Annotated in this window: 22 protein-coding genes and 1 riboswitch; of the genes, 11 read left to right on the top strand and 11 right to left on the bottom strand. The window is 56.8% G+C overall.

The genetic code is table 11. The features are described 5' to 3' along the window. Positions 1-4: 4 nt before the first annotated feature. The 3 genes from V6N04_RS01855 to V6N04_RS01845 form a co-directional block, all read right to left on the bottom strand. A complete protein-coding gene (locus tag V6N04_RS01855; protein ID WP_371168412.1) occupies positions 5-1,033 on the bottom strand; it encodes an imelysin family protein in 1,029 nt (342 codons plus the stop codon). After that, positions 1,030-2,517 (bottom strand): di-heme oxidoreductase family protein, encoded by a 1,488-nt coding sequence (locus V6N04_RS01850; protein WP_371168411.1) that lies wholly within the window; start codon positions 2,515-2,517, stop codon positions 1,030-1,032. Before V6N04_RS01850 ends, V6N04_RS01855 begins: the two co-directional genes overlap by 4 nt. Before the next feature lie 132 nt (positions 2,518-2,649). Further along, a complete protein-coding gene (locus V6N04_RS01845; RefSeq protein ID WP_371168410.1) occupies positions 2,650-3,075 on the bottom strand; it encodes an Lrp/AsnC family transcriptional regulator in 426 nt (141 codons plus the stop codon). A 185-nt stretch (positions 3,076-3,260) separates the two neighbouring features. On the opposite strand from V6N04_RS01845, the gene rocF reads away from it, so the two are divergent. Next, positions 3,261-4,190, top strand: a complete 930-nt coding sequence (gene rocF / locus V6N04_RS01840; protein WP_371168409.1) for an arginase — start codon at positions 3,261-3,263, stop codon at positions 4,188-4,190. Positions 4,191-4,213: 23 nt separating this feature from the next. Further along, entirely contained in the window at positions 4,214-5,263 is a 1,050-nt protein-coding gene (locus tag V6N04_RS01835; RefSeq protein WP_371168408.1) for an ornithine cyclodeaminase, read from the top strand. Positions 5,264-5,326: 63 nt separating this feature from the next. Here V6N04_RS01835 and gcvP read toward each other — a convergent pair whose 3' ends face one another. The 3 genes from gcvP to gcvT all read right to left on the bottom strand — a co-directional run bounded on the left by gcvP (position 5,327) and on the right by gcvT (position 9,772). After that, the gene (gene gcvP / locus V6N04_RS01830) at positions 5,327-8,170 is read right to left on the bottom strand and encodes an aminomethyl-transferring glycine dehydrogenase (protein WP_371168407.1); all 2,844 of its coding nucleotides are present in this window, start codon (positions 8,168-8,170) and stop codon (positions 5,327-5,329) included. Positions 8,171-8,260: 90 nt separating this feature from the next. Next, entirely contained in the window at positions 8,261-8,620 is a 360-nt protein-coding gene (gene gcvH / locus V6N04_RS01825; protein WP_371168406.1) for a glycine cleavage system protein GcvH, read from the bottom strand. Positions 8,621-8,647: 27 nt separating this feature from the next. After that, positions 8,648-9,772, bottom strand: a complete 1,125-nt coding sequence (gene gcvT / locus V6N04_RS01820) for a glycine cleavage system aminomethyltransferase GcvT (protein WP_371168405.1) — start codon at positions 9,770-9,772, stop codon at positions 8,648-8,650. Positions 9,773-9,924: 152 nt separating this feature from the next. Continuing rightward, positions 9,925-10,013: riboswitch (glycine riboswitch) on the bottom strand. Positions 10,014-10,084: 71 nt separating this feature from the next. On the opposite strand from gcvT, the gene V6N04_RS01815 reads away from it, so the two are divergent. After that, a complete protein-coding gene (locus V6N04_RS01815) occupies positions 10,085-10,651 on the top strand; it encodes a gamma-glutamylcyclotransferase family protein (RefSeq protein WP_371168404.1) in 567 nt (188 codons plus the stop codon). Here the strand turns inward: V6N04_RS01815 and V6N04_RS01810 are convergent. Next, positions 10,622-12,040, bottom strand: coding sequence for an MATE family efflux transporter (locus tag V6N04_RS01810; RefSeq protein WP_371168403.1), 1,419 nt, complete (start codon positions 12,038-12,040; stop codon positions 10,622-10,624). The two genes, V6N04_RS01815 and V6N04_RS01810, sit on opposite strands and share 30 nt — an antisense overlap. A gap of 184 nt (positions 12,041-12,224) precedes the next feature. Between V6N04_RS01810 and V6N04_RS01805 the strand changes: the two genes are divergently transcribed. Continuing rightward, the gene (locus V6N04_RS01805) at positions 12,225-13,034 is read left to right on the top strand and encodes a M90 family metallopeptidase (RefSeq protein WP_371168402.1); all 810 of its coding nucleotides are present in this window, start codon (positions 12,225-12,227) and stop codon (positions 13,032-13,034) included. A 46-nt stretch (positions 13,035-13,080) separates the two neighbouring features. Here V6N04_RS01805 and fdhF read toward each other — a convergent pair whose 3' ends face one another. After that, positions 13,081-15,828: a formate dehydrogenase subunit alpha gene (gene fdhF, locus V6N04_RS01800; RefSeq protein ID WP_371168401.1), complete on the bottom strand. Its 2,748-nt coding sequence runs from the start codon at positions 15,826-15,828 to the stop codon at positions 13,081-13,083. Between the two features lie 146 nt (positions 15,829-15,974). On the opposite strand from fdhF, the gene V6N04_RS01795 reads away from it, so the two are divergent. The 5 genes from V6N04_RS01795 (at position 15,975) to V6N04_RS01775 (ending at position 19,757) form a co-directional block, all read left to right on the top strand. Continuing rightward, positions 15,975-16,625 (top strand): histidine phosphatase family protein, encoded by a 651-nt coding sequence (locus tag V6N04_RS01795; protein ID WP_371168400.1) that lies wholly within the window; start codon positions 15,975-15,977, stop codon positions 16,623-16,625. A 12-nt stretch (positions 16,626-16,637) separates the two neighbouring features. Next, positions 16,638-17,693, top strand: coding sequence for a saccharopine dehydrogenase (locus V6N04_RS01790; RefSeq protein ID WP_371168399.1), 1,056 nt, complete (start codon positions 16,638-16,640; stop codon positions 17,691-17,693). 2 nt (positions 17,694-17,695) lie between these two features. After that, positions 17,696-17,944, top strand: a complete 249-nt coding sequence (locus tag V6N04_RS01785) for a SemiSWEET family sugar transporter (RefSeq protein ID WP_371168398.1) — start codon at positions 17,696-17,698, stop codon at positions 17,942-17,944. 13 nt (positions 17,945-17,957) lie between these two features. Beyond that, the gene (locus V6N04_RS01780; protein ID WP_371168397.1) at positions 17,958-19,100 is read left to right on the top strand and encodes a saccharopine dehydrogenase family protein; all 1,143 of its coding nucleotides are present in this window, start codon (positions 17,958-17,960) and stop codon (positions 19,098-19,100) included. Positions 19,101-19,169: 69 nt separating this feature from the next. Next, positions 19,170-19,757, top strand: coding sequence for an HD domain-containing protein (locus V6N04_RS01775; protein ID WP_371168396.1), 588 nt, complete (start codon positions 19,170-19,172; stop codon positions 19,755-19,757). 25 nt (positions 19,758-19,782) lie between these two features. Here V6N04_RS01775 and gltX read toward each other — a convergent pair whose 3' ends face one another. Then, positions 19,783-21,108: a glutamate--tRNA ligase gene (gltX, locus tag V6N04_RS01770; protein ID WP_371168395.1), complete on the bottom strand. Its 1,326-nt coding sequence runs from the start codon at positions 21,106-21,108 to the stop codon at positions 19,783-19,785. Positions 21,109-21,113: 5 nt separating this feature from the next. On the opposite strand from gltX, the gene V6N04_RS01765 reads away from it, so the two are divergent. Further along, a complete protein-coding gene (locus tag V6N04_RS01765) occupies positions 21,114-21,572 on the top strand; it encodes a metallopeptidase family protein (RefSeq protein WP_371168394.1) in 459 nt (152 codons plus the stop codon). Positions 21,573-21,602: 30 nt separating this feature from the next. Here the strand turns inward: V6N04_RS01765 and V6N04_RS01760 are convergent, their stop codons facing one another. Next, complete coding sequence (locus V6N04_RS01760) at positions 21,603-22,031, bottom strand: DUF1801 domain-containing protein (RefSeq protein ID WP_371168393.1); 429 nt, start codon at positions 22,029-22,031, stop codon at positions 21,603-21,605. Positions 22,032-22,039: 8 nt separating this feature from the next. Beyond that, positions 22,040-22,528 (bottom strand): VOC family protein, encoded by a 489-nt coding sequence (locus V6N04_RS01755; RefSeq protein ID WP_371168392.1) that lies wholly within the window; start codon positions 22,526-22,528, stop codon positions 22,040-22,042. A 207-nt stretch (positions 22,529-22,735) separates the two neighbouring features. Between V6N04_RS01755 and V6N04_RS01750 the strand changes: the two genes are divergently transcribed. Continuing rightward, complete coding sequence (locus V6N04_RS01750; RefSeq protein ID WP_371168391.1) at positions 22,736-23,671, top strand: MBL fold metallo-hydrolase; 936 nt, start codon at positions 22,736-22,738, stop codon at positions 23,669-23,671. Positions 23,672-23,683: the final 12 nt, after the last annotated feature.

The following is a 23,683-nucleotide window of genomic DNA, read 5'->3' as shown; positions in this document are numbered from 1 at the left end:
GTGATCAGTCCCCATCGCCCGCGCTGAACCCTGTCTCCACGTCGAGACCGGGGCCGATATCCTGATCAAGCTGGAGTTGCAGGAAATCCAGTTTTGTTTGCAAACCCTCGGCGCGCACCCGTTTTATGGGATCGCCCATGGCCTCGGCCAGTGGCGCGCCGATGGCGTTCACCCGCGCCTGTGTATCTGCCACGACCTTCACGATCCATGCGCGCGACGGATTGAAAATGGCACCGGCGAACCCCCGGTCGACGATGTCGGAAATGCCCTGAAGCTGCGCCAACATGATGTCGTTCGTCAGACCGGAACGCCATGCTTCGGCACTTTTGGGAAAGCTGCGTTCGTACGTGCCCAGCGGACGACCGATCCGGTGTTGTTTTAGCCGGAGAATGGAGAAATCCAATGCGGTGAAAATCTGGCGCGTGAACTCTTGGTGTGACAGATAAACTGGGTTCTCGGGACCTGCGTTGCGAACCAGATCCCCCCAACCACCCGGGGCAAACCAACCATCGTAAAGATCAACGCCAATTCGGGCGAGATTGCCGGACACGCCGACAAGGGCAGGGCAGGTTTGTAGATCATCATAGAGAAGACGTTCGATTGCGGGCAGACCCTGTGACCCGACACTGGAAGCGGCAACGATTTTTGGGTCAGCTTGTTCGGCGTTTGGTCGCTTCAATAGACCTTTCAATGCCCGTCCAACAAAGTTCTTCTTGTCGGGGAAGAAGTTGACGGCCAGTGCGGCGGATTGGGCCTCAATCGGGCCAAACTGATATGCATCCAGCGGTGCCCATGCGATCCAGGTGCTTGCCAGCGCGGCGTCGACGGCGCTGCGAGGAGTTTCGCCCGCGCAAAACGCTTGCGACTGGTCGGCCAATACAGCAGCTTCATCGCGGAACGTGGCAAACTGGTCATCAAGGACGGCTAGGATACGATCCGCCACGGCGGTGTGATCGACCTTTGGGTCCGGTGTTGCAGAGTGTACCAACGTGGGTAACAGGGTTGCAGCAACGATTGTGATTACAAACTTCATAACGACTCCAGAAATGAGATGAGGGCTTCGCGGTCGGATGCGTTCATTTGACGTACGGCTTCCCGCGCAGGTTCGGCTTCGCCGCCGTGCCAAAGGATCGCCTCCAGCAACGTGCGGGCGCGTCCGTCGTGCAAGAAAGTGGTCTGCCCGCTGACTTGACTGGTGCGTCCAATTCCCCACAGCGGTGCGGTGCGCCATTCGCGGCCATCAGCCTGCCAGTCCGGTCGGTGATCTGCCAACGCGTGCCCCATATCGTGCAACAGCATATCGGTGTAGGGCCATATCAGCTGGAAGGACCGCGTGGGATCATCTTCCAACCGATGGGTGACGAAACTGGGCGTGTGGCACGCGGCGCAACCCGCGTCGTGAAACAGGGCCTTTCCGCGCAGCACATTCGGCGTGCTGGTGTCGGTACGTTCAGGTACGGCGAGGTTCGCCGCGTAAAACGCCATCAGATCAAGAGCAGTGTCTCCGAGCTCTTGATTGTCTTGGGTGGCGGTGTTTCCATGCGGTGCATCGCGGCAATCGGTCTGCGTTTCTGTACAATCCCCGTAGGCGGCGGGGAATAAAGCGCTTGAGAGGCCGATATCTCCATTCGCTGCATCTGCTGTTTGCTGTCTAACAGTCGGGTTACCCGCCTTATGCCCAAATCGTCCCAGCATCCACTGGTCGAATTCGCGCGACCAAACCGTGTTCGGGCGGCCTGATATGCCATCGCCATCAACGTCGTTCGGATCTGCATTGGCAAGGATGTCGGCCTCGGGGATTGCCTCCAACAGGCCCAGCCCGATCATCTGCGGGGCGACACGGGGGGACGTCAGTGTCTCCGCACCCAACGCGCCATACTTGGTGTTTTCGAGATGATATGACGGCACGCGCAGCTCGATCTGGCTGCCATCGCCTAAGTCGACAGTCCGTTTAGAATAAGTCACCGTCAGAGCGGCTTCAGCAGCATGGCCTGTGATTGCTCGGTCCTGCACCTGAAACCCGTAATTGGGGTCAGGCTGCGCCATTCCCTGCGTGTCCAGCTGCGACAGGCGCAGCACCAATCCAAGCGACGACGTTTTGTCTGTCGAAGGATGCCCCCGCCCATCATTGACATGGCAGGCCGAGCACGCCCTTGCATTGTATAGGGGTCCCAGCCCATCAGATGAAACGGTCGATGCAGGTGCCTGAACCCATAGTTTTTCAAACAAGGCCTCGCCAAGCCGAAACTCCAAGGCTTGTATATCGTTCAGCCCCGCCGTTGGTTGCGAAAACGGTGCGCTTACGGGTGCCGACATCGCCGTCGCCGCGCCTGCTGGGCGAGCCTCGTATGGTGAAGGTCCCTTGGGATCGTACTGTGTGGCGTTTTTGATCCGCGCAAGCTCTGCATGCGTTCTAGCTATTGGGTTTAGATGGGGCTCGCCCAGTGGCGTGTGTTCCTTGGCCAGTAGGATTGTACCACTGGCAAGGACAGCTACCAACGAAAGGACAGTACGCATTTGAGCGGCTCCTGAAGAACGCGCGCTCTTATTAGGGGCAGAATGTAACAGGGTAAAGTAGTTCTGACAAAAATTGTCGGATATGTCGCAGGCGACGCTATCGCGGGCCTGTGCCGCTCAATTTGCCCAAATCTATACGGTGCTGAGCAAGATGCTGGTTTCACTGTTCGTAATGCCATCGACCACGCGTACCTCGCCCAATATCCGGTCGAACTCGGTCAGATTGGCCGCAGTAAGCTGGGCCACCAGATCCCATTTACCATTTGTGGAATGCAGGCTGCGAAGCTCGGGCATCCCGCGCAGGCGTTTGATGACCGCAGTCGTAGATTTGCCGGTCACCTCGATCATCATGATCGCATGAACACCGTCTGGTCCATGGTCTTCGCGCGCCCGGATGGTGAACCCCAACACAGCGCCGCTTTCAAGCAGGCGATCCAGACGAGCCTGCACGGTTGCGCGGGTGACATCAAGGATTTCAGCGAGTTTAGAGATTGGTGCGCGGCCGTCTTCGCGCAAAAGAGCGATGAGTTCGCGGTCGAGTTTATCAAAGATGTGCATAACTTTAGATAAGTAAGTCTATACAAAAAGTAAAATAAAACCTCATCTGATTATCAATACTGACATCCAATGTCTAAATAGGCATATGGTAGGGTGCAGGCTCAATCACGCGCGATGGCGACCGCAGAAGAGTGTTCTGAACTGCGGTGTCCCTCCCAGCATTCTTACCTCGACGGAGACGATACATGACACATATTCACCTTCTCGGTGTACCCATGGAAGAAGGCGCAGGGCGTCGTGGCTGCATCATGGGTCCAGCAGCGTATCGGACAGCGGGTCTGGCAGAAGAACTGGCCTCGCTTGGTCATTCGGTGGTGGATTTGGGAGATGCGGCGCGAGACGACGTGGATGACGTCGAAACTGAACACGATCACCTGAAACTCTTGCCGGAGGTCGCCGGGTGGACTCGCAGCCTGCATCGCAACGCATATGAGTTGGCGAAGAAAGATGTGCTGCCGATCTATATGGGCGGTGATCACGCTTTGGCGCTTGGAACCGTTACCGGCCATGTTGCTGCGGCGGCCGAGCAGGGGCGACCGCTGTTCGTGCTCTGGCTCGATGCGCATTCGGATTTTAACACACCAGCCAGTTCGCCAAGCGGTAACATTCACGGTATGCCGATGGCGTTTGCCTGCGGTGTTGAAGGGTTCCCTGATCTGCTGGGCAAGCCTTTGCCTGCAAAGCTTGACCCTAAGAAACTGTGTATGCTGGGGTTGCGGTCCGTTGACGGGTTGGAGCGTGAATTGCTGCAAGCGTCAGGCGCAACAACCTATGACATGCGCGCGATTGATGAAAACGGGGTCGCAAAGTTGTTGCGTCCCTTCCTTGATGAAGTTGCGCAGGCGGATGGGCTTTTGCATGTCAGTCTTGATGTCGACTTTATCGAGCCTGCGATTGCCCCGGCCGTTGGCACAACCGTGCCCGGTGGCGCGACGTTCCGCGAAGCCCATTTGATCATGGAGATGCTGCATGACAGCGGACTTGTCACTTCGCTTGATCTGGTCGAGCTGAACCCCTTCCTTGATGACCGTGGCCGCACTGCCCGTCTGATGGTCGACCTGACCGCGAGCCTCTTTGGGCGTCGCGTTTTGGATCGCCACACTCAAAGCTATTGATTTGACCTTCGAAAGGACTTCCCATGCCGCCTCTACCTTCTGAACTTGCTTATGTCCCTTTCGTGTCCGTTGAACACATGATGGGTCTTGTCCACCACATTGGGATCGAGACCGTTCTGCGCGAGATTGCTGATGAGATTGAAGCCGATTTCAAGCGTTGGGAGTTGTTTGATAAAACGCCCCGCGTTGCTAGCCACTCGGACGTTGGGGTGATCGAACTTATGCCAACATCGGATGGCGAGATGTATGGTTTCAAATACGTGAACGGCCACCCGAAGAATACCAAAGAGGGGCTGCAGACCGTGACGGCGTTCGGTCTTCTGGCCGATGTGAACTCTGGATATCCGAAACTGCTAAGCGAGATGACTGTTCTGACGGCCTTGCGCACGGCTGCGACCTCCGCAATGGCGGCCAAACATCTTGCGCCGAAGGGTGCGACCACGATGGCGATGATCGGCAACGGTGCGCAATCGGAGTTCCAGTGTCTGGCGTTCAAGGCGATCTGCGGTATCGATACGGTGCGTCTTTACGACATCGACCCTGCAGCGACCGAGAAATGCGCGCGTAACCTAGCTGGACAGGGATTGACCGTCGTGCCGTGCAAAACCGGCGAAGAAAGCATGGAAGGTGCGCAGATCATCACCACCTGCACCGCCGACAAGCAATATGCCACGATCCTGACCGACAACATGGTTGGTGAAGGCGTGCATATCAACGCTATTGGTGGCGACTGCCCAGGCAAGACGGAACTGCATCGCGACATCCTGCTGCGCTCGAACATCTTCGTGGAATATCCCGAGCAGACTTGGATCGAAGGCGAAATCCAGCAACTCGAAAAAGATCACCCCATCACCGAGCTGTGGGAGGTCATCACCGGCCAAGCCAAAGGGCGTCGTTCGGACAAGGAAATCACGCTGTTTGATAGCGTTGGCTTCGCGATCGAGGATTTCTCGGCCCTGCGCTATGTCTCCAAAGCGATCGAGGGTACGGCGTTTTTCACTCGGCTGGACATGCTGGCCGATCCGGATGACCCGCGTGATCTGTTCGGGATGTTGGAGCGGTCTAAGGGCTAAGCACAAAGCAAAGCGGGCGGTGGATCTCTCCACCGCCCGTCTTATTTGGTACACAACCCGAATTTAGTCGTCGACGTAATCCGTGAGCGGTGGGCATGTGCAGACCAAGTGGCGATCGCCATAAGCGTTGTCGACGCGGTTAACTGGCGACCAATATTTATCGACGCGGAAGCTGCCGGCCGGGAAGCACCCTTGTTCGCGGGTATAGGGTCGATCCCATTCACCCACGAGGTCCACATATGTGTGGGGCGCGTTCTTCAGCGGGTTGTTCTCTGGGTCAATCTTACCCTCTTCGATATCGCGAATTTCTTCGCGGATCGCCAACATGGCGTCGCAGAAGCGATCCAACTCGGCCTTGCACTCGGACTCGGTCGGTTCGATCATCAGGGTGCCTGCGACCGGCCAGCTCATGGTCGGCGCGTGGAACCCGTTGTCGATCAAGCGCTTGGCGATGTCATCAACGGTCACGCCTGCGCTATCCGCGTAGGGGCGGGTGTCGATGATGCACTCATGCGCGACGCGTCCGTTGTTCCCGGTGAACAGGACGTCGAACGCTCCTTTCAGACGGGCCGCGATGTAGTTGCCGTTCAGGATCGCAACCTTGGTGGCTTGGGTCAGACCGTCGCCACCCATCATCAGGACATAAGCCCAGCTGATTGGCAGGATCGAACCCGAGCCATAGGGTGCTGCGGAAACCGCCCCTTCTTCCCCAGCAAGACCATTGCCCGGCAAGTGTGGTGCCAAATGTGCTTTCACACCAATTGGACCCATGCCGGGGCCACCGCCGCCATGCGGGATGGCGAACGTCTTGTGCAGGTTCAGGTGGCTGACGTCGCCGCCGATTTCACCGAGTTTCGATACACCAACCATCGCGTTCAGGTTGGCGCCGTCGATATAGACCTGACCACCGTGATCGTGGACGATCTTGCAGACCTCGCGCACGGTGCCTTCGAAAACACCGTGGGTCGATGGATAGGTGATCATACAAGCCGCTAGTTTGTCGCCAGCAGCGGCCGCCTTTTCGCGGAAGTCATCAAGGTCGATGTCTCCGTTTTCGGCGGATTTCACCACGACGACATCCAGATCGACCATATGAGCGGACGCTGGGTTGGTACCATGCGCCGAAATCGGGATCAGGCAGACGTTGCGATCACCTTCACCATTGGCACGATGATAGGCCTGAATGGTCAAAAGCCCTGCATATTCGCCCTGCGCGCCAGAGTTCGGCTGCATCGACATATCGTCATAACCGGTGATCAGGCAGAGTTTTTCTTTCAGATCCGCGATCATTTCCGCATAGCCTTCGACCTGACTTTCAGGGGCCATCGGGTGGATGTAAGCAAACTCACGCCAGCTGACCGGCATCATTTCGGCGGCGGCGTTCAGCTTCATGGTACATGACCCAAGCGGGATCATAGCGCGATCAAGCGCCAAATCACGATCCGCCAGACGACGCATGTAGCGCATCATCTCAGTCTCGGCCCGGTTCATGTGGAAGACCGGGTGGGTGAGGTATTCTGATGTGCGCAGAATGTCATCGGGTAGGCGGTATTCATTATCGCCGTCGTCGTATGCGCGATTGATGCCGAAAGCGCGCCAGACGCCTTCGATCACAGCGGGGCGGGTGGCTTCGTCCAGTGTGATCCCAACATATTCCGTGTCAACCGGGCGCAGGTTGATGCCTTCTTCGCGGGCGGATTTCAGAACGGTGTTCTGAAGCGCGCCGACATGCACGGTGATCGTGTCAAAGAAGTGCTTGGAGGTGATGGTGAAGCCTGCATCCTCCAACCCTTTGGCCAGGCGAACGGTTTTCAGATGCACGTCCTGCGCGATGGCTTTCAGACCCTCGGGGCCATGAAACACGGCATAGAATCCGGCCATCACCGCCAGCAAAGCTTGCGCGGTACAGACGTTTGAAGTCGCCTTTTCGCGGCGGATGTGTTGTTCGCGCGTTTGCAGCGACAGGCGATAGGCTTGGTTGCCGCGCGCATCGACCGACACACCGATCAAACGGCCCGGCATGTTGCGCTTGTGCTTGTCGGCGGTCGCCATATAGGCGGCATGTGGGCCACCGAAGCCCATTGGAACACCAAAGCGCTGGGATGATCCGACAGCAATGTCGACCCCCATTGCGCCCGGCTCTTTCAAGACGGTCAGCGCCAGTGGGTCAGCCGACACGATGCCCACTGCTTTCACAGCGTGCAGAGCTGCCACTTGGTTGGTGAAATCGCGCACGCGACCGAAGGTGCCGGGGTACTGGAAGATCGCGCCGAACACGTCTTCGGGTACGAGATCGGTTTCGGGGTCGCCGATGACGATCTCAATGCCTAGAGGGGCCGCACGGGTTTTCATGACTGCGATGTTTTGTGGGTGGCAAGCCTCGTCCACAAAGAACTTGGTGGCTTTCGACTTGGCGATGCGTTGGCCCATGGTCATCGCTTCGGCGCAGGCCGTGGCCTCGTCCAGAAGCGACGCGTTGGCAATCTCGAGCCCTGTTAGGTCGGAGATCATGGTTTGGTAGTTCAGAAGCGCTTCAAGTCGGCCCTGCGAAATCTCGGGCTGGTAGGGCGTGTAAGCCGTGTACCATGCCGGATTCTCCAGAATGTTACGCTGGATCGCAGGCGGCGTAACCGTCCCGTGATAGCCTTGCCCCAACAGCGAGCGCATGACTTTGTTCTTCACAGCCACATAGCGCATTTTGTGCAGCGCTTCGCGTTCAGACAGGGCAGGCCCCCAATCCAAAGCTTCTTTCTGACGAATGCTGTCAGGGACGGTCTGACTGATCAGGTCGTCCAAATCCTTGACGCCAACGGCTTCGAACATCTCGTCCATTTCTTTGGGCGAGGGGCCGATATGGCGACGATTGGCGAAATCATAGGGTTTGTAACCGGTGGGCGTGAACGACATGGCGGTTCTCCGTTCGGGGTCAGGGCATGTTGGGTGGGCAGGGGCCATCAAAGCCCCCGCGCAATTCAGAAATCGGGAATAGTCCCGAACTTAGCCGATAAAATCTTTGTATCCGGCTTCGTCCATGTAGTCGTCCAATGGGCTGGTGTCGGACGCCTTGATCTTGAAGAACCAGGCTTCGCCCTCGGCATCTTCGTTGACCTTTGTCGGCTCATTCACGATGGCCTCGTTCACTTCGACGACTTCGCCGTCCAGTGGGCTAAGGATGTCTGATGCCGCTTTAACGCTTTCGATTACGACAATCTCGTCATCTTTCGAGACGGTGTCACCCACCTCGGGCAGCTCAACAAAAACAACGTCGCCCAATTGCTCGGCGGCGTGGGCTGTGATGCCCACGATGTAGTTGCCATCTTCTTCGCGCAGCCATTCGTGTTCTTCGGTGTACTTCATTTGGTGTCTCCTGCTGGTATTCTGGGGTCAACGTTTATAGGTGGCGGGGCGGAACGGCATGTCCGCGACCGTGACGGGCTGGCGCTTGCCGCGCACATCACCAAAAATCTTAGAGCCGGTATCGGCGTGGTCAATACTGACATAGCCCATAGACATCGGGCGCTCGATCGATGGGCCAAATGCGCCCGACGTAACTTGTCCGATCGGGGTGTCGGCATCCGCTGACGCATAAAGTTCCGTACCGGCCCGCATTGGCGCACGACCTTCGGGCAGAAGGCCCACGCGGCGGCGGCCTGCGCCGTTGTCAAACTCGGGCAGGATGCGGTCGGCACCGGGGAAGCCGCCTGCGCGGTCGCCTCCGGTTTTACGCACTTTCTGCACGGCCCATTCGAGCGCCGCTTCAACCGGTGTTGTGGTTGTGTCGATGTCGTTGCCATACAGGCAAAGGCCAGCCTCAAGCCGCAAACTGTCGCGTGCGCCTAGTCCGATCGGCTCTACGCTGTCGATTGCGATCAGGGCGCGGGCAAACGCCTCGGCGTTCGCTTCGGGGACCGAGACTTCGTAGCCATCTTCGCCGGTGTAGCCTGATCGCGAAATCCAAAGCTCTCCGAAATCGCTGTCGGTCACGGCAACGTCCATGAACTTCATATCTGCGGCCGAGGGCACGAGGCTGGACAATGCGGCCTCAGCGGCGGGACCTTGCAAGGCCAGCAGCGCGCGGTCGTCGATCACTTCGATCTCGCAATCGGTCAAATGCGCACGCATATGGGCGATGTCGGCGTCTTTGCAGGCGGCGTTTACCACAAGGAACAAATGGTCGCCGCGGTTGGCAATCATCAGATCGTCAAGAATGCCACCATCGTCATTGGTAAACAGACCATAGCGCTGGCGACCCTCGGCAAGGGCGACAACAGATTGGGGTACGATGCGTTCAAGCGACAAAGCGGGGTTGTCACCGCGCAGGATCACCTGACCCATGTGGCTGACGTCGAACAGGCCTGCGGCATCGCGGGTGTGCAGATGCTCTTTCATAACACCCAGCGGATATTGCACGGGCATCTCATAGCCAGCAAACGGCACCATCTTGGCGCCAAGCTCTACGTGAAGGTCATAAAGACCCGTCCGTTTCAGATCGTCTTGGGATGCACCCATGATCATTCCTCCATCTGTCGTCGGAATGCTATGGAAGCCATGCGCCCGACATCGTTCGAACGCTTACACGCCCAATGATGCCCCCTCTGTCCTGTGCGCCTGAGATCGTTATCCCTTCGGCGGGCACGTCAGTGCCTCTCTCCAGAGTCCTATGCGCCGCGTCGGTCCGTGGGCCTGAGAGTTTACCAGGGCGGTTGCTCCTTCGGCACCGGCTTTCGCCAGATTCTCCCGATGCGATGTCGCTAACCTAGCGTCCAAAATTGTTTGGGGCAAGAGGTTGAATACTTTTGTATGCGGTTGCAGTCTAACCCCATGCAAGACCCGTATTTTTTTGGTTATGGCTCGTTGGTGAACCGGCGGACACATGCGTATGAGAACGCCCAACCCGCGCGCGTCAACGGGTGGCGCCGCGCTTGGCGACGTTCACCTTCGCGCGACATTTGCTATCTGACTGCGGTGCCAGATCGAGACGATTATATTGAGGGCTTGATAGCGTCTGTTCCGGGTTCAGACTGGGTTGCGCTGGATGAACGCGAGCGCGCTTATGCCCGCGTACCGCTGGGGCGGGAGCTTCGTCATAACGCCGGCGACCTCGACGTCGCGATCTATGCGATTGCGCAAGGGGAGCATCATTCGCCAACAGATCAAAACCCGGTTCTTCTGAGTTATATCGACGTGGTTGTGCAGGGGTACCTGACCGAGTTTGGACTGGACGGCGCAGTTCATTTCTTCGAGACGACCGAGGGCTGGCATGCGCCAATTATTGATGACCGCGCCGCGCCCATCTATCCCCGCGCACAGGTCTTGACTGACGAGGAGTTAAGCGTCGTTGATGAAGGGCTCTCGCGACTATCTGCGGTAATTAAACAGCGAGATTAGGCGCGATTGGCGCTGGTAGGGTTGCTGTGTGGTATCGCATTGACCTTGCTCTGCCATGCGCAGCACCCTTGCCGATAGGATTAGGGCGATCCCCGCAAAAATCAAACCACCAACGGCTTGTCCAATCAGCACCCCGGGCGCGCCCCAATAGGTCGCGCCGAGCAGAACCAAGGGGATCGTTCCCAAGGTCTGGCGCCCCCAGTTCACCCATGTGGAATAGAAGGGGTGGCCGAGATTGTTGAAGCTTGCGTTGGTCACAAAGATCACTCCGTTGAAATACCAAGCCAGTGCCAATGGTCCACAGAACAGATACACCAGTTCGCGGGCGGGGCCTTCTGCATTGAAAAGGTTAGCGATGGGCGCGCGAGCTAAATACAGGATCAGGCTGATAGAGACGGTGACCACAAGGACGAAGATCATTCCGTCCCTGATCGTTCCTCGCACCCGATCTAATCGACCCGCGCCAAAGTTTTGGCCCACGATGGGCCCAATGGCACCAGACAGAGCGAAAATCACGGCAAACGAAACAGGAATCAAACGGCCGATGATCGCCATCCCGGCGACGGCGTCCTCTCCGAACTCCGCCATGGAACGGGTGACATAGGCTTGTCCAATAGGGGTTGCGAACTGAGTCAAGATCGCGGGTACGGCGATTGTCATAAGCGCGGGAAGATCCACGCGAATTTCGTCGCTTGAGGGACGGTCCAACCCGCCATGGTGTTTCATCACAGGATAGATCGAGGCGACCGCAATAGTGATGCGCGCGCAGACTGATGCGATGGCAGCCCCCGTTAGATCAAGGTCTAGGCCAAAGATCAGAATGGGATCAAGCACGGCGTTCACGACACCTCCCCAAATGGTGGCCATCATTGCCCTTCGGGGGTCGCGGTGCGCGCGTAGAATAGCGCCTCCGATCATTGCGACAATCAGGATTGGCAGGCTGGGCAGAATGATCCGAAGATATGTGGTGGCCAAATCGAGTGTCTCACCCGATGCCCCAACGAGTCCCAAGAGTTCGGGTACATAGATCCAGACAACTGCGGCAAAAATTACCCCGATGATCACGCCGTAAAAAAGTGCTGTTGCTGCTCGTCGTCGGGCCATATGGGCGTCGCCTTCACCCAGCGCGCGCGCAACCAGTGCGCCTGCTGCGATCGACATGCCAATCCCGAAGGACGAAGTGAAGAACAAGATCGCGCCAGCATAGCCGATCGCGGCTGCAAGTTCCTTGTGGCCCAGCATCGAAATGAAGATCATATCAACCAGGTCGACCAGAAAAATGGCCATTAGGCCCACCGACGCCGTCAGCGACATTACCGTGATGTGGCGCATCAAGCTGCCTTCTAGGAATGCTGCTTGGGCGGTGTCTGTACTGTCGCTACTTGTCATAATCTGTCCTTACACTGGTTCGATCAGACTGCCTGACGGAACAAAAGATCACCAGAGGCGATTTTGAACAGACATTGTGCATTTATGCATGGGTTAGCTGACATCAGCGCCGATGCACTGACAATCGCTAAAAAAGTACTTAACTAGGTCGGTATAGGATGTCTGGCCGAATTGAGGTGTGTGAATGATCTATTTTCTTAGCGTGTTGGTGTTGATTGCCGGAGTGTTCGGCTATCGATATTGGTCAAGAAAACAAACTCGTGCAGAGCTATTGTCCACACCGCTAAACGATCATCAACGCGCCGTTATTGGCGCGCAGGTCCCGCTGACAAACAGGCTTCCACGCGAGTTGCGTGACAAACTCGAGGGCAAAATTTCCCTGTTTTTGCATCAGATCGAATTTATCGGGTGTGATGGTTTGGAGGTGACCGAAGAGATGCGATTGTCGATTGCGACACAAGCCTGTCTGCTGGTTGCAAACACCGATACTTGGTACAAAAATCTCTATACGATCCTGATCTATCCTGGAGCTTTCAAGTCGCGCAGGCAGGTTCACGACGGCTATGTCGTGACCGAAGAGGAAACCGTGCGGTTGGGCGAAAGCTGGGCGCGCGGCCCTGTTGTTTTGTCTTGGGCGCATTCCCAACAAGGCGCCATAAATGATCGTGACGGCCATAACGTCGTGTTTCACGAATTTGCCCACCAGATCGACGACCTGTCGGGCCATACAGACGGCGTGCCAGTGCTTGGACCCGATCAGAGCTTCGCGGAATGGGCGCAGGTCTTTGTTGAAGGGTATGAGGCCCATCTGACCAATCTCAGAAATGGCCGCGACACGGTAATCGATCCGTACGGCGCAGAAGGTCACGAGGAATTTTTCGCCGTGGCGGTCGAGGTGTTCTTTGAACGGCCACAAGCGCTGTATCAGCAAGAGCCGGCGGTCTATGACGAATTGTCAAAGCTGTTCAGGTTAGACCCCAAAAGCTGGGTCTAACGGCGCGGCTGGTTCATCCAGTCGCGCCATTCCGAGTGCTTGGCGATTATTCAGCCGCCATCATCGCTTTTTCGACTTTCACAGCCGCGAACTTCATCTCGGCGATCTTGCCATAGGGATCGAGCGCCGGATTGGTCAGTGTGTTGGCCGCGGCCTCTACATAGGCAAAAGGCAGGAACACCATGTTTTCGGCCACGCCGTAATCCGCGCGCACCATGATTTCGATGGATCCACGCCGGGTGGTCAGACGCACCATGTCGCCAGCTTCGATCCCCATTTCCCGCAGGGTCTTGGGGTTGAGTGAACAGTTGGCCTCTGGCTCGATCGCATCCAGAACAGTGGCACGGCGGGTCATGGACCCAGTGTGCCAATGCTCCAACTGCCGCCCAGTGGTTAGCACCATGGGATATTCCGTATCCGGCAACTCGGCTGGTGGCAGGATTGCGGCGGGGGTAAAGCGCGCGCGTTTGTTTTCACGGGGGAAGCCATCACCGAACACCACGGCTTGACCGGGATCTTGCGGGCTGAGCGACGGGTAGGTCACGGCGTTTTGTTCAGACAAACGATCCCATGTGATGTTTGCCAGTGACGGCATCACCCGCTCCATCTCTGCATAAATTTGGCTGGGATGGTCATAGGTCCAGCCCATGCCCATCTGTTTGGCCAGTGCGGTGGTGATCCACCAATCCTCTTTTGCCTCACCCGGAGGTGCCACCGCAGGGCGACACATCTGCACCTGACGGTTGGTGTTTGACGTGGTGCCAGTCTTTTCGGCGAGTGCAGCGGCGGGTAGGACCACATCTGCATATCCGGCGGTTTCGGTCAGGAAGATGTCTTGGCTGACCAAGAATTCCATCCGCTTGAGGGCCTCGCGTACGTGAGTCACATCGGGATCGGACATGGCTGGATTTTCACCCAGAATATACATGCCTTTGATTTTGCGATCATAGACAGCGTCCATAATCTCGACCACGGTCAGGCCGGGATTAGGGTTCAAATCTTCGATGCCCCAGACTTCGCGATAGAGCGCCTGAACATCTTCGTCCTTCACGGACTTATAGTCGGGATAGAACATCGGGATCAGGCCAGCGTCCGACGCGCCTTGCACGTTGTTTTGACCGCGCAGAGGGTGCAGGCCTGTGCCCGAACGTCCGACGTTTCCGGTCATCAAAGCCAGCGAAATCAGGCAGCGCGAATTGTCTGTACCGTGGACGTGCTGACTGACACCCATGCCCCAGAAAATCATACCGGCTTTGCCGTTCGCAAAGGTGCGGGCGGCGGCGCGCAATTCATCAGCAGAGATACCGCAAATCTCGGCCATATCTTCGGGCGAGAATGCTTTCAGATGCTCGCGCATCGCCTCCCAGTTTTCGGTGTGTTCGGCGATGTAGGTCTCGTCCGTCAGGCCCTCTTCGGCAATCACATGCATGATCGCGTTCAGCATCGAGACGTCACCGCCGGGCTTGAACTGCAACATGTGGGTCGCGAACCGGCTGAGCGACGTGCCGCGCGGGTCCATGATGATCAGCTTGCCACCGCGTTTGGTGAATTGCTTGAAATAGGTCGCAGCAACCGGATGGTTTTCGATCGGGTTTGATCCGATGACGATGGCAACGTCGGCATTTTCGATTTCGTTGAACGTCGCGGTCACGGCGCCAGAGCCCACGTTTTCCAGTAGGGCCGACACCGAGGATGCGTGGCAAAGACGCGTGCAGTGGTCGACGTTGTTATGGGTGAAGCCCTGACGGATGAACTTCTGGAACAGATAGGCTTCTTCGTTCGTACATTTTGCCGACCCGAACCCGGCCACGGCTTCGCCGCCATGTTCGTCACGCAAGCTCATCAAGCCTTTGGCCGCGACATCCAACGCCTCTTCCCATGATGCTTCACGGAAATGAGTGAACGGATCGGATGGGTCAACGTTCAGCCCCTTGGGAGCGCCTTCTTTCCGGATCAGTGGTTTGGTTAGGCGGTGTGGGTGGTTGACATAGTCAAAGCCGAAGCGACCCTTCACGCAAAGACGCCCTTCGTTTGCAGGGCCATTAATGCCCTCTGCATAAACAATCTTGTCGTCCTTCACGCGCAAGCTGACCTGACAGCCGACCCCGCAGAAGGGGCAGATGCTTTCGACTTCCTTATCGAAATCGGCGGTATCTTTGACCTTGGCAGGCATAAGCGCGCCAGTCGGGCAGGCCTGAACGCATTCGCCACAGGCCACACAAGTCGAGGCGCCCATCGGATCGGCAATATCAAACACGGGATAGGCATCATGCCCGCGACCGGCCATACCGATCACGTCGTTGACCTGCACTTCGCGGCAAGCGCGGACGCAGAGGTTGCATTGAATACAAGCGTCCAGATTGACGCTCATCGCGACGTGGCTGTCATCTAACAGCGGAATGCGGCCCTCTTCGAGCTTTGGAAAACGGCTTTCTTCAACGCCGTTCAGTTGCGCCATATCCAGAAGGTGGGAAGTGGTGTCATGAGCGACCTCTGGCTGGTCGGCCATCAAAAGCTCGACCACCATCTTGCGGGCCGTTTTCGCACGCGCATTGTCTGTCGTGACCACCATGCCTTCGCCAGGCTCGCGGATGCAGGATGCGGCAAGTGTGCGTTCACCCTCGATCTCGACCACACAGGCACGGCAGTTTCCGTCCGGACGCAGGTTCGGCACATCCTTGTGGCACAGATGCGGGATCAGCGTGCCTTCGCGTTTGGCGACATCCCAGATGCTTTCGCCTTCACGCGCCACTACTTCGCGCCCATCCAGTGTAAATTTGATGCCGTCGCTCATCGGATCCTCCGTCTTTCGAAGGGTAGTATAAACCATGCAAACCCGCACGTAAGACATTCAATCCCGACACCCAACGCCGTTTTTGCGCCAGCCCCCCTTTTCGTGACCGATCCGACTCTCTAGCAATGGTCGCAAAGGAGTCGCCAATGACCACCATCACTCTTGTCCGGCACGGACAGGCGAACAACACCGCAACAGACGAGGCCGGGTACGACCGCTTATCCGATTTGGGGCGCCAGCAGGCCCGCTGGTTGGGCGAGCATATGCGAGCGACAGGGCAGCGTTACGGAGCAGCCTATACGGGAACACTGACGCGCCATCACCAAACCGCACAGGAATGGGGGATGGAAGAATATACGCAGGATGCGCGGCTGGATGAGGTGCGGTATTTTGATCTGTCAGAGCGGATGCACGCCCAGTTTGGCATTCCCCACCCCCGTGGGCATGGAGATTTCATTGATCACCTGCCATTGACTTTCGCTGCGTGGCAAGAAGGTAAGATTGAAGGCGCTCCCGAGAGCTTTCAGGACTTTCAGGCCCGTGTCAGCGATGTGATTCACGACATTGCCGAGCGCGGCGAGGATGCAATTATCTTCACTTCTGGCGGTTTCATCGGCATGGCGACGCGTGTTGTGATGGGGTTGGACCTTGGGCCATTCACTCGTGCAATTTTGCCGATCATGAACAGCTCGGTTCACCGTCTAAGGCTCACGCCAGCCGGACTGACCCTGATCCAATTCAACGCGGTGCCGCATCTGGAACCCATCGACCGCCATCATGCGCAAACACATTTCTAAGGAGCATCCCTCATGACACATCTATGGGTCCGTGCCGAACAACGCCCCAACGAGGATCGGGTGGGTTTGACGCCGGAAGGCGCAAAGGCGCTGGTCGATGGCGGGCTGCGTGTCACGGTCGAGGAAAGCTCAGTCAGGGCCATTGGGATTGAGGGTTACCGCGATGCCGGGTGCGAGATCGCGGCCGAGAACTCTTGGCCAAATGCGCCTGCAGATGCGATAATTTTTGGACTGAAGGAATTGCCTGAAGATGGCACGCCCTTGCCACATCGCCACATCATGTTCGGACATGCCTTCAAGGGCCAGCACTCCGGCCGCGCTTTGTTGGAGCGTTTCAAAGAGGGTGGTGGCACGCTCTACGACTTGGAGTATCTGGTTGAGGAATCGGGACGACGCGTTGCGGCCTTTGGTTATTGGGCTGGATTTGCTGGCGCTGCCGTGACGCTGAAGGCTTGGGCCGCGCAGCAACACGGTCGGCTTTGTGGTCCCGTTGGCGCTTACAGGAACAAAGATGCGCTGCTGGAAGAATTGCGGGTTGAGTTGGATTCGACAGGAACGGCTCGCCCGAATGCCATCGTCATCGGCGCACTTGGCCGCGTGGGCACAGGCGCGTCTGATTTGATGGAGGCGATGGGCGTCGCAGTGACCAAATGGGACATGGCGGAAACTGCAAGCGGCGGTCCCTTCCCAGAAATCCTTCAGCACAACGTGTTCATCAATTGCATTCTGGCTGGACCTCAAACACCGGTTTTTGTTCCTCGTGATGCGCTAACGATGGATCGCAAGTTGACCGCAATCGGGGACGTGGCCTGTGATCCGGACAGCGATTACAACCCGGTGCCGGTCTATGACAAAGCCACCAGTTGGGACGCTCCAGCGCTTCGCGTGTCCAATGACCCTGTGCTGGATGTCATGGCCATCGATAATCTGCCTTCGATGTTGCCGCTTGAAAGCTCGATTGACTATGCGGGGCAGCTTTTACCCTCGTTGCTAACACTCACCGATCTGAAATCAGGTGTCTGGGGCCGCGCGGAAGCGACGTTCCGCACCCATATGAAGGACATCTGAACATGGAAACCTTTATCGGCAGTGTGGCTGGGATCGTCAGTACGATCTGCTGGATGCCACAAACCATTCGTACTTGGCGCACCAAACACACAAAGGACCTTTCACTATCGACGAACCTGTTGGTGTTTGTGTCGGTGGCGCTTTGGTTGGTCTATGGTGTCATGCTTGAGGCGTGGCCCATGGTGATCGCCAACGCAATTGCTTTGGCTTTGGTTGGGTCAATCATTGTCGCAAAACTGAAATTTGGCTGAAGGAGCGCTTGAAATGACAATCCATTGGTGTGGCACCGGCCTGTCGGCCATTCCGGGCCTGCGTCGTCTGATCCAAAACGGTCGCAACGTTGTTGTCTGGAACAGGACTATCGAGAAAGCGCAGGATGCGGTCGGTGATCTGAATAGTGATATTCGTGCATTCGACATGGACGCGCTTGCGTCTGCCCTCGCCCCCGGCGATATCGCAGTATCGATGCTGCCCGGTGACCTGCATGTCCCGGTCGCGAAGCTCTGCCTTGAGAAAGGTGCGCACTTCGTTTCATCCAGCTATATCTCGCCCGAGATGCGCGCGTTGGACGAGGCATTCAAAGACGCGGGCCTGTCTTGCGTGAATGAAATCGGGCTGGATCCCGGCATCGACCACCTGATGGCGCATTGGCTGGTGGCGGACTATCGCGCCAGCGCAGGTTATGACGCTGATAACACGTTGAGTTTTATCAGCTATTGCGGCGGCGTTCCCAAAATCGCCAACCCGTTTCGCTATAAATTCAGTTGGTCTCCGCTGGGTGTTCTAACCGCACTTCGGTCCCCGTCACGTTCGATAAAAAACGGTAAACCTTACGATGTGGCACGCCCATGGGACGCCATTTCCTCCTATGACGCGCCATTGCAAACGACCGAAAGCTTCGAGGTCTATCCCAACCGCGACTCGATCCCCTTTATGGAGGATTATGCGTTTGACCCAGACTGGAATGTCGATCTGTTCGTGCGCGGAACCTTGCGCCTGAACGGATGGACAGAGGCATGGAAGGACGTGTTTGCCGAAGTGGAAACCCTTCAAGGCTCCGAAGGTGATGCGCGGCTGAAAGAGATGTCGGACCAGTTCTGGCGCGACAATGCCTATGACGAGGGCGAGCCGGACCGCGTGATCATGTGTGTTGCCTTGAAGGCAGAGAAGGACGGTACCCACGTCTATCACAAAACCTATGTGATGGACGCATGGGGTGACGTGCGCGGAACAGCGATGGCGCGGCTTGTGTCGACGCCGGTGTCATTGGCCATCGATATGATTGTGGATGGACAGGCCAAAGCGGGTGTCACGGCTGCGACATCCGATCTGGCTACAATTGATGATTGGATGGGTCATGTGCGCGAACTGGCGCAACATGTGGCGGTGGTTGACCATCTGGGCTGATAGCTCTGTCGTTTTTTGAACAGCGTGGTGATATTGCTCCGCTAATCTGAAGTGGAAAGCGAGGTCATCATGCTGGACAAACCAAAACCGACTTGGACGAGTTTCGAGAACGCTAGCAAGGAGGATTTCCTTGCCGTCATGGAATATGACGAGGCCTATGCAAACGCTGTCGCGGACCGCATTTTGGTTGCGATGAAGGATATGGACGAGGAGGAAACGCCTTATCCGATCAACCGCTATCAACACTCGCTTCAAACTGCGACGCGTGCGCATAAAGCAGGTGAGCCAGAGGATTTGGTGATTGCTGCGCTAATTCACGACCTTGGCGACACGTTGTCTCCGTTCAACCACGGAGAACTGGCGGCCGCTATCGTGAAACCCTATGTCAGCGAGCGCACGCATTGGATTTTGCTGCATCACTGCGTCTTTCAGGGATACTACTACAACCACCATCTGGGTGGGGATCGCCACGCGCGCGAGAAATACAAAGACAGCCCGCACTACGACGCCTGCGTGAAATTCTGTCACGACTACGATCAAGTGAGCTTTGATCCGGAGTATCCAACCAAACCATTGGAGTTTTTCGAGCCGATGTTGCGTCGGGTGTTCAGCCGCACTGACGGGCATATGGAGTTGAACGAGACGCGCGACGCCTAGCCGCGCGTTCTCTGGCGCGGGGAGTTTACCCTTTTGCGCGAATGACTTGCAGCAATGGCAGTAGCGCAGACATGTCTGGCCCGTGGTTCATACCGGTAACTGCTTTGCGCAATGGCATGAACAGCCCACGCCCTTTGCGCCCAGTGGCTTCCTTCACGGCTTTTGTCCAACTGCCCCATGTTTCTGCGTCATACGGACCGTCAGGCAGCAGGCCCATCGCCGTGTCCACAAACTCGCGGTCTTCTTCATCGATGACTGGATCCGCACCATCACGGCACAGTGTCCACCAACCTTCAAGATCAGCCAGTGTCGTGATGTTTTCACGTGCCACGGTCCAGAACGCGCCTGCCGTTTCCATAGGGACGCCCAGTGCGTCCAGGGTGTCAGACACTGCATCGACGGGTAGGCTGGCCAAATAGCGAGCTGTCAGCGGGAACAGGTCCTCGACGTCGAACTTAGTGGGGGCCGAACCGAAGGTCGACAGATCGAAGCCCTCGATAATCTCGTCCAGGGAGTTACGCAGCTCAACGGGCTGCGACGATCCAAGACGCGCCAGAAGGCTAAGTAGAGCCATCGGCTGCACGCCGCGCTCACGCAGGTCGCGAATGGCCAAAGTGCCAAGGCGTTTCGACAGCGCCTCGCCCTGCGGGCCAGTCAGCAGGGAGTGATGAGCGAATGACGGCACCTTGCCGCCCAATGCCTCGATGATCTGGATTTGCGTGGCGGTGTTGGTGACGTGATCCGAGCCGCGCACGACATCGGTGATCCCGAAGTCAATATCGTCACAAACCGAGGCGAGCGTATACAGGAATTGGCCGTCACCACGGATCAGGACAGGATCGGACACAGAGGCCGCGTCGATTGAGATGTCGCCCAAGATACCGTCGGTCCAGTTGATGCGTTCTTGATTGAGCTTAAAGCGCCAGTGACCCTGACCACGCTCTTCGCGTAGCTTGGCCTTTTCGTCATCGCTTAGCTCCAGCGCCGAACGGTCATAGACCGGCGGCTTGCCCATATTCAGCTGTTTTTTGCGCTTCAGGTCCAGCTCTGTCGGCGTCTCGAAACACTCGTAAAAGCGACCCATATCGCGCAGTTCTTGCGCGGCGGCCTCATACCGCTCTAACCGGTCGGACTGCTTTTCAACGCGGTCCCATGTCAGACCAAGCCATTCCAGATCCTCCATAATCGCGTCCGCATATTCCTGCTTGGACCGTTCTGGGTCTGTGTCATCAAGACGCAATACGAACTGCCCGCCCGATTTGGCGGCGATCAGATAGTTGAACAGCGCGGTGCGCAGGTTGCCAACGTGGATGTAACCTGTGGGCGAAGGGGCAAAGCGGGTGGTGGTCATGGGTGATGTCTCCTTGGCCCGACCCTCTTTCATACTGGGCGACAATTGTCCATATTTTACGAATGAACCGCAAATACGCCCCGACGATTGCTGATATCTATGCGCTTGCTAACGACGCGAGGATGCGATTGCCTTCGTCGTTCATTGATAAAGCGCTGGAAGTCGAATTTCGGGTCGAGAATATGCCCAACGCAGTATTGCTGGCTGAAATGAAGATAGAAGACGCGTTTGATCTGACGTCAGTTTATGAGGGCATTCCGCTGATCAATAAATCGAGCGCCACGAAACCAGATACCCCAGATATCATCTGGCTATTCCGAAGGCCAATTTTGGATGAATGGGCGTCGCTTGGTGATGTGGGCCTGGCTGAACTGTTGGCGCATATTGTCGTTCATCAGTTTTCACATCATTTCGGGTGGTCGCGGCGCGACGTTGATGAAATTGTAGAGTGGTGGGCCGAATGAGAATGACCAAGCCGCGATAGGATTTACGTTCTAGCTCGGTTGCACCGGCCACGTCTTGTTCAGATCGTCCAGACCGGTTCGGATCAGCTCAGCCAATACATCCAGATCAATATCGGCCAATTTGTTCACATAAAGACATGACTTGCCCATTTTGTGCTTTCCAAGCCGATCAAGGATCGAACCGTAATCCGCGTAACCCGGCATGATATAGATTGAATGGCGCGCCTTGCGCGGGGAAAAGCCAGTGGCCAGAAAATCCCCTTCGCGCCCACTGTCATAGCGATAGTGATACGAGCCGTATCCAATAATCGATGGACCCCACATGGTCGGTTGATACCCGGTTATGTCGCGAAAAACCTTGTCCAGTTTCATTGCATCCTCGCGCTTTGACGCAGGATCGACGGATGCGATGAAGCTTTCCACGCTTTGGCTTGTCGCTTGGGTCTTGTTGGTGGCCATGTCCCAGTTTAACGCGGATTGGTTGCAGCGGTCCAGTTAGGGTTCTTCGCCACCAATTCGACGGTGTTGCCATCGGGATCAAATGTGAACACGCCTCGCCAGCCTACCCAGTCGAAATGCTCGACATTATGTTCCATATTATTTGCGCGATACCATTTGACCACCGCATCCTGTTCTTCCCATGGAAGTGATAGTGCAATGTGATGCAGGGATGAACGAGGGCCAGTTTCAGGACTGTGGGAGCCGGACCGAGTGCGGCCAGTCGCTGGGGCGTCATGACGGAATAGTGCCAGGACCGCAGTGTGACCTCCGTGGCTTTCTCCGAGCTGGAAGAACACCACCCTTGGATTTGTCGTATCGCCAAAAGGGATCAAGCCCAGTATATCGCGATAGAATGCGATCATCCCATGGAAGTCCTTGCAGCGTATGGCAATTTCGCCCAATGCGCGCGGTCTAAATCCACGTGCCTGGCTGTGATCTATGGTCGATTTACTCATGATCCCTCCATTTCAACCACCAACTTGCGACCTCAAGCCTGCTTGAGGTCAAGCAGTAAATCGTTGCTCATGCGATGTTGAAGTTGAGCCGGAGAACTGAATGGACCCCGCCCGCCGTCACGTTTGCGTGACGCCGATCTGCCACTGACGATTTTCGCGTATAGTACATTCAATACGTCAACAGCATTACGTACTGGGAGGATCCACATGAAACGCTTTTTCACGCCCGCAATTTCCCGCCGTCACCTGCTTGTGGCGGGAGCAACGGCACCGTTGGTCGGCCTTGTCGCCGGTCGCGCGCAAGCCAAAGCCGCGATGACGGGGTTGGCAGGAACCGGTTCTCAGACCGTCAAACTTGGCGATTTTGAAGTGACCACTTTGTTGGCTGGCAACCGAACAGTCGGCGAACCGCAGAGCATCTTTGGAATGAACGTCAGCGCCGAGGAATTTGCTGATGCCTCAGCGCAGGCCAACATTCCGGATACGGCGGCACAGTTTTTCTTCACTCCGACGCTGGTTAATACCGGCAATGAGCTTGTATTATTTGATACCGGTCTGAACCCGGCCGGCATCACGGCCGCCTTGGCGGATGCAGGCTATACGCCCGACCAAGTTGATGTCGTTGTGCTGACCCATATGCACGGCGATCATATCGGTGGTCTGTCAGGCGACGGTGGAGTCACTTTCCCCAACGCGCGTTATGTTACCGGCGCGGTCGAGTTTGACCATTGGGCTGCGGCTGGTAATGAGGGCTTTGATGCGAAGGTTGCCCCGCTGGCTGAACAAATGACCATGATCTCGGGCGGAGATACAGTCGTGCCCGGCATCGAAGCGGTCGAGGCCTTTGGCCACACGCCCGGCCACATGGCATACCGCCTTGAAAGCAACGGGCAGTCTTTGCTGATTGCCGCCGATTTCGCCAATCACTATGTTTGGTCGCTGGCCTACCCGGACTGGGAGGTCAAGTTTGACCGCGACAAAGAAGCCGCTGCCGCCACCCGCCGTAATTTGCTTGGTATGCTGGCTGCCGAGAAGATGCCGTTCATCGGCTATCACATGCCTTTCCCCGCCATAGGGTACGTGGAAACACGCGACGACGGGTTCAGCTATGTGCCCCACAGCTATCAACTGTTGTTAAGCTAGAGCGTTACCAAG

It is taken from the genome of Aliiroseovarius conchicola (assembly GCF_041403445.1).
Lineage (GTDB): Bacteria > Pseudomonadota > Alphaproteobacteria > Rhodobacterales > Rhodobacteraceae > Aliiroseovarius > Aliiroseovarius conchicola.
This window is presented reverse-complemented; position numbering and strand designations above follow the sequence as displayed.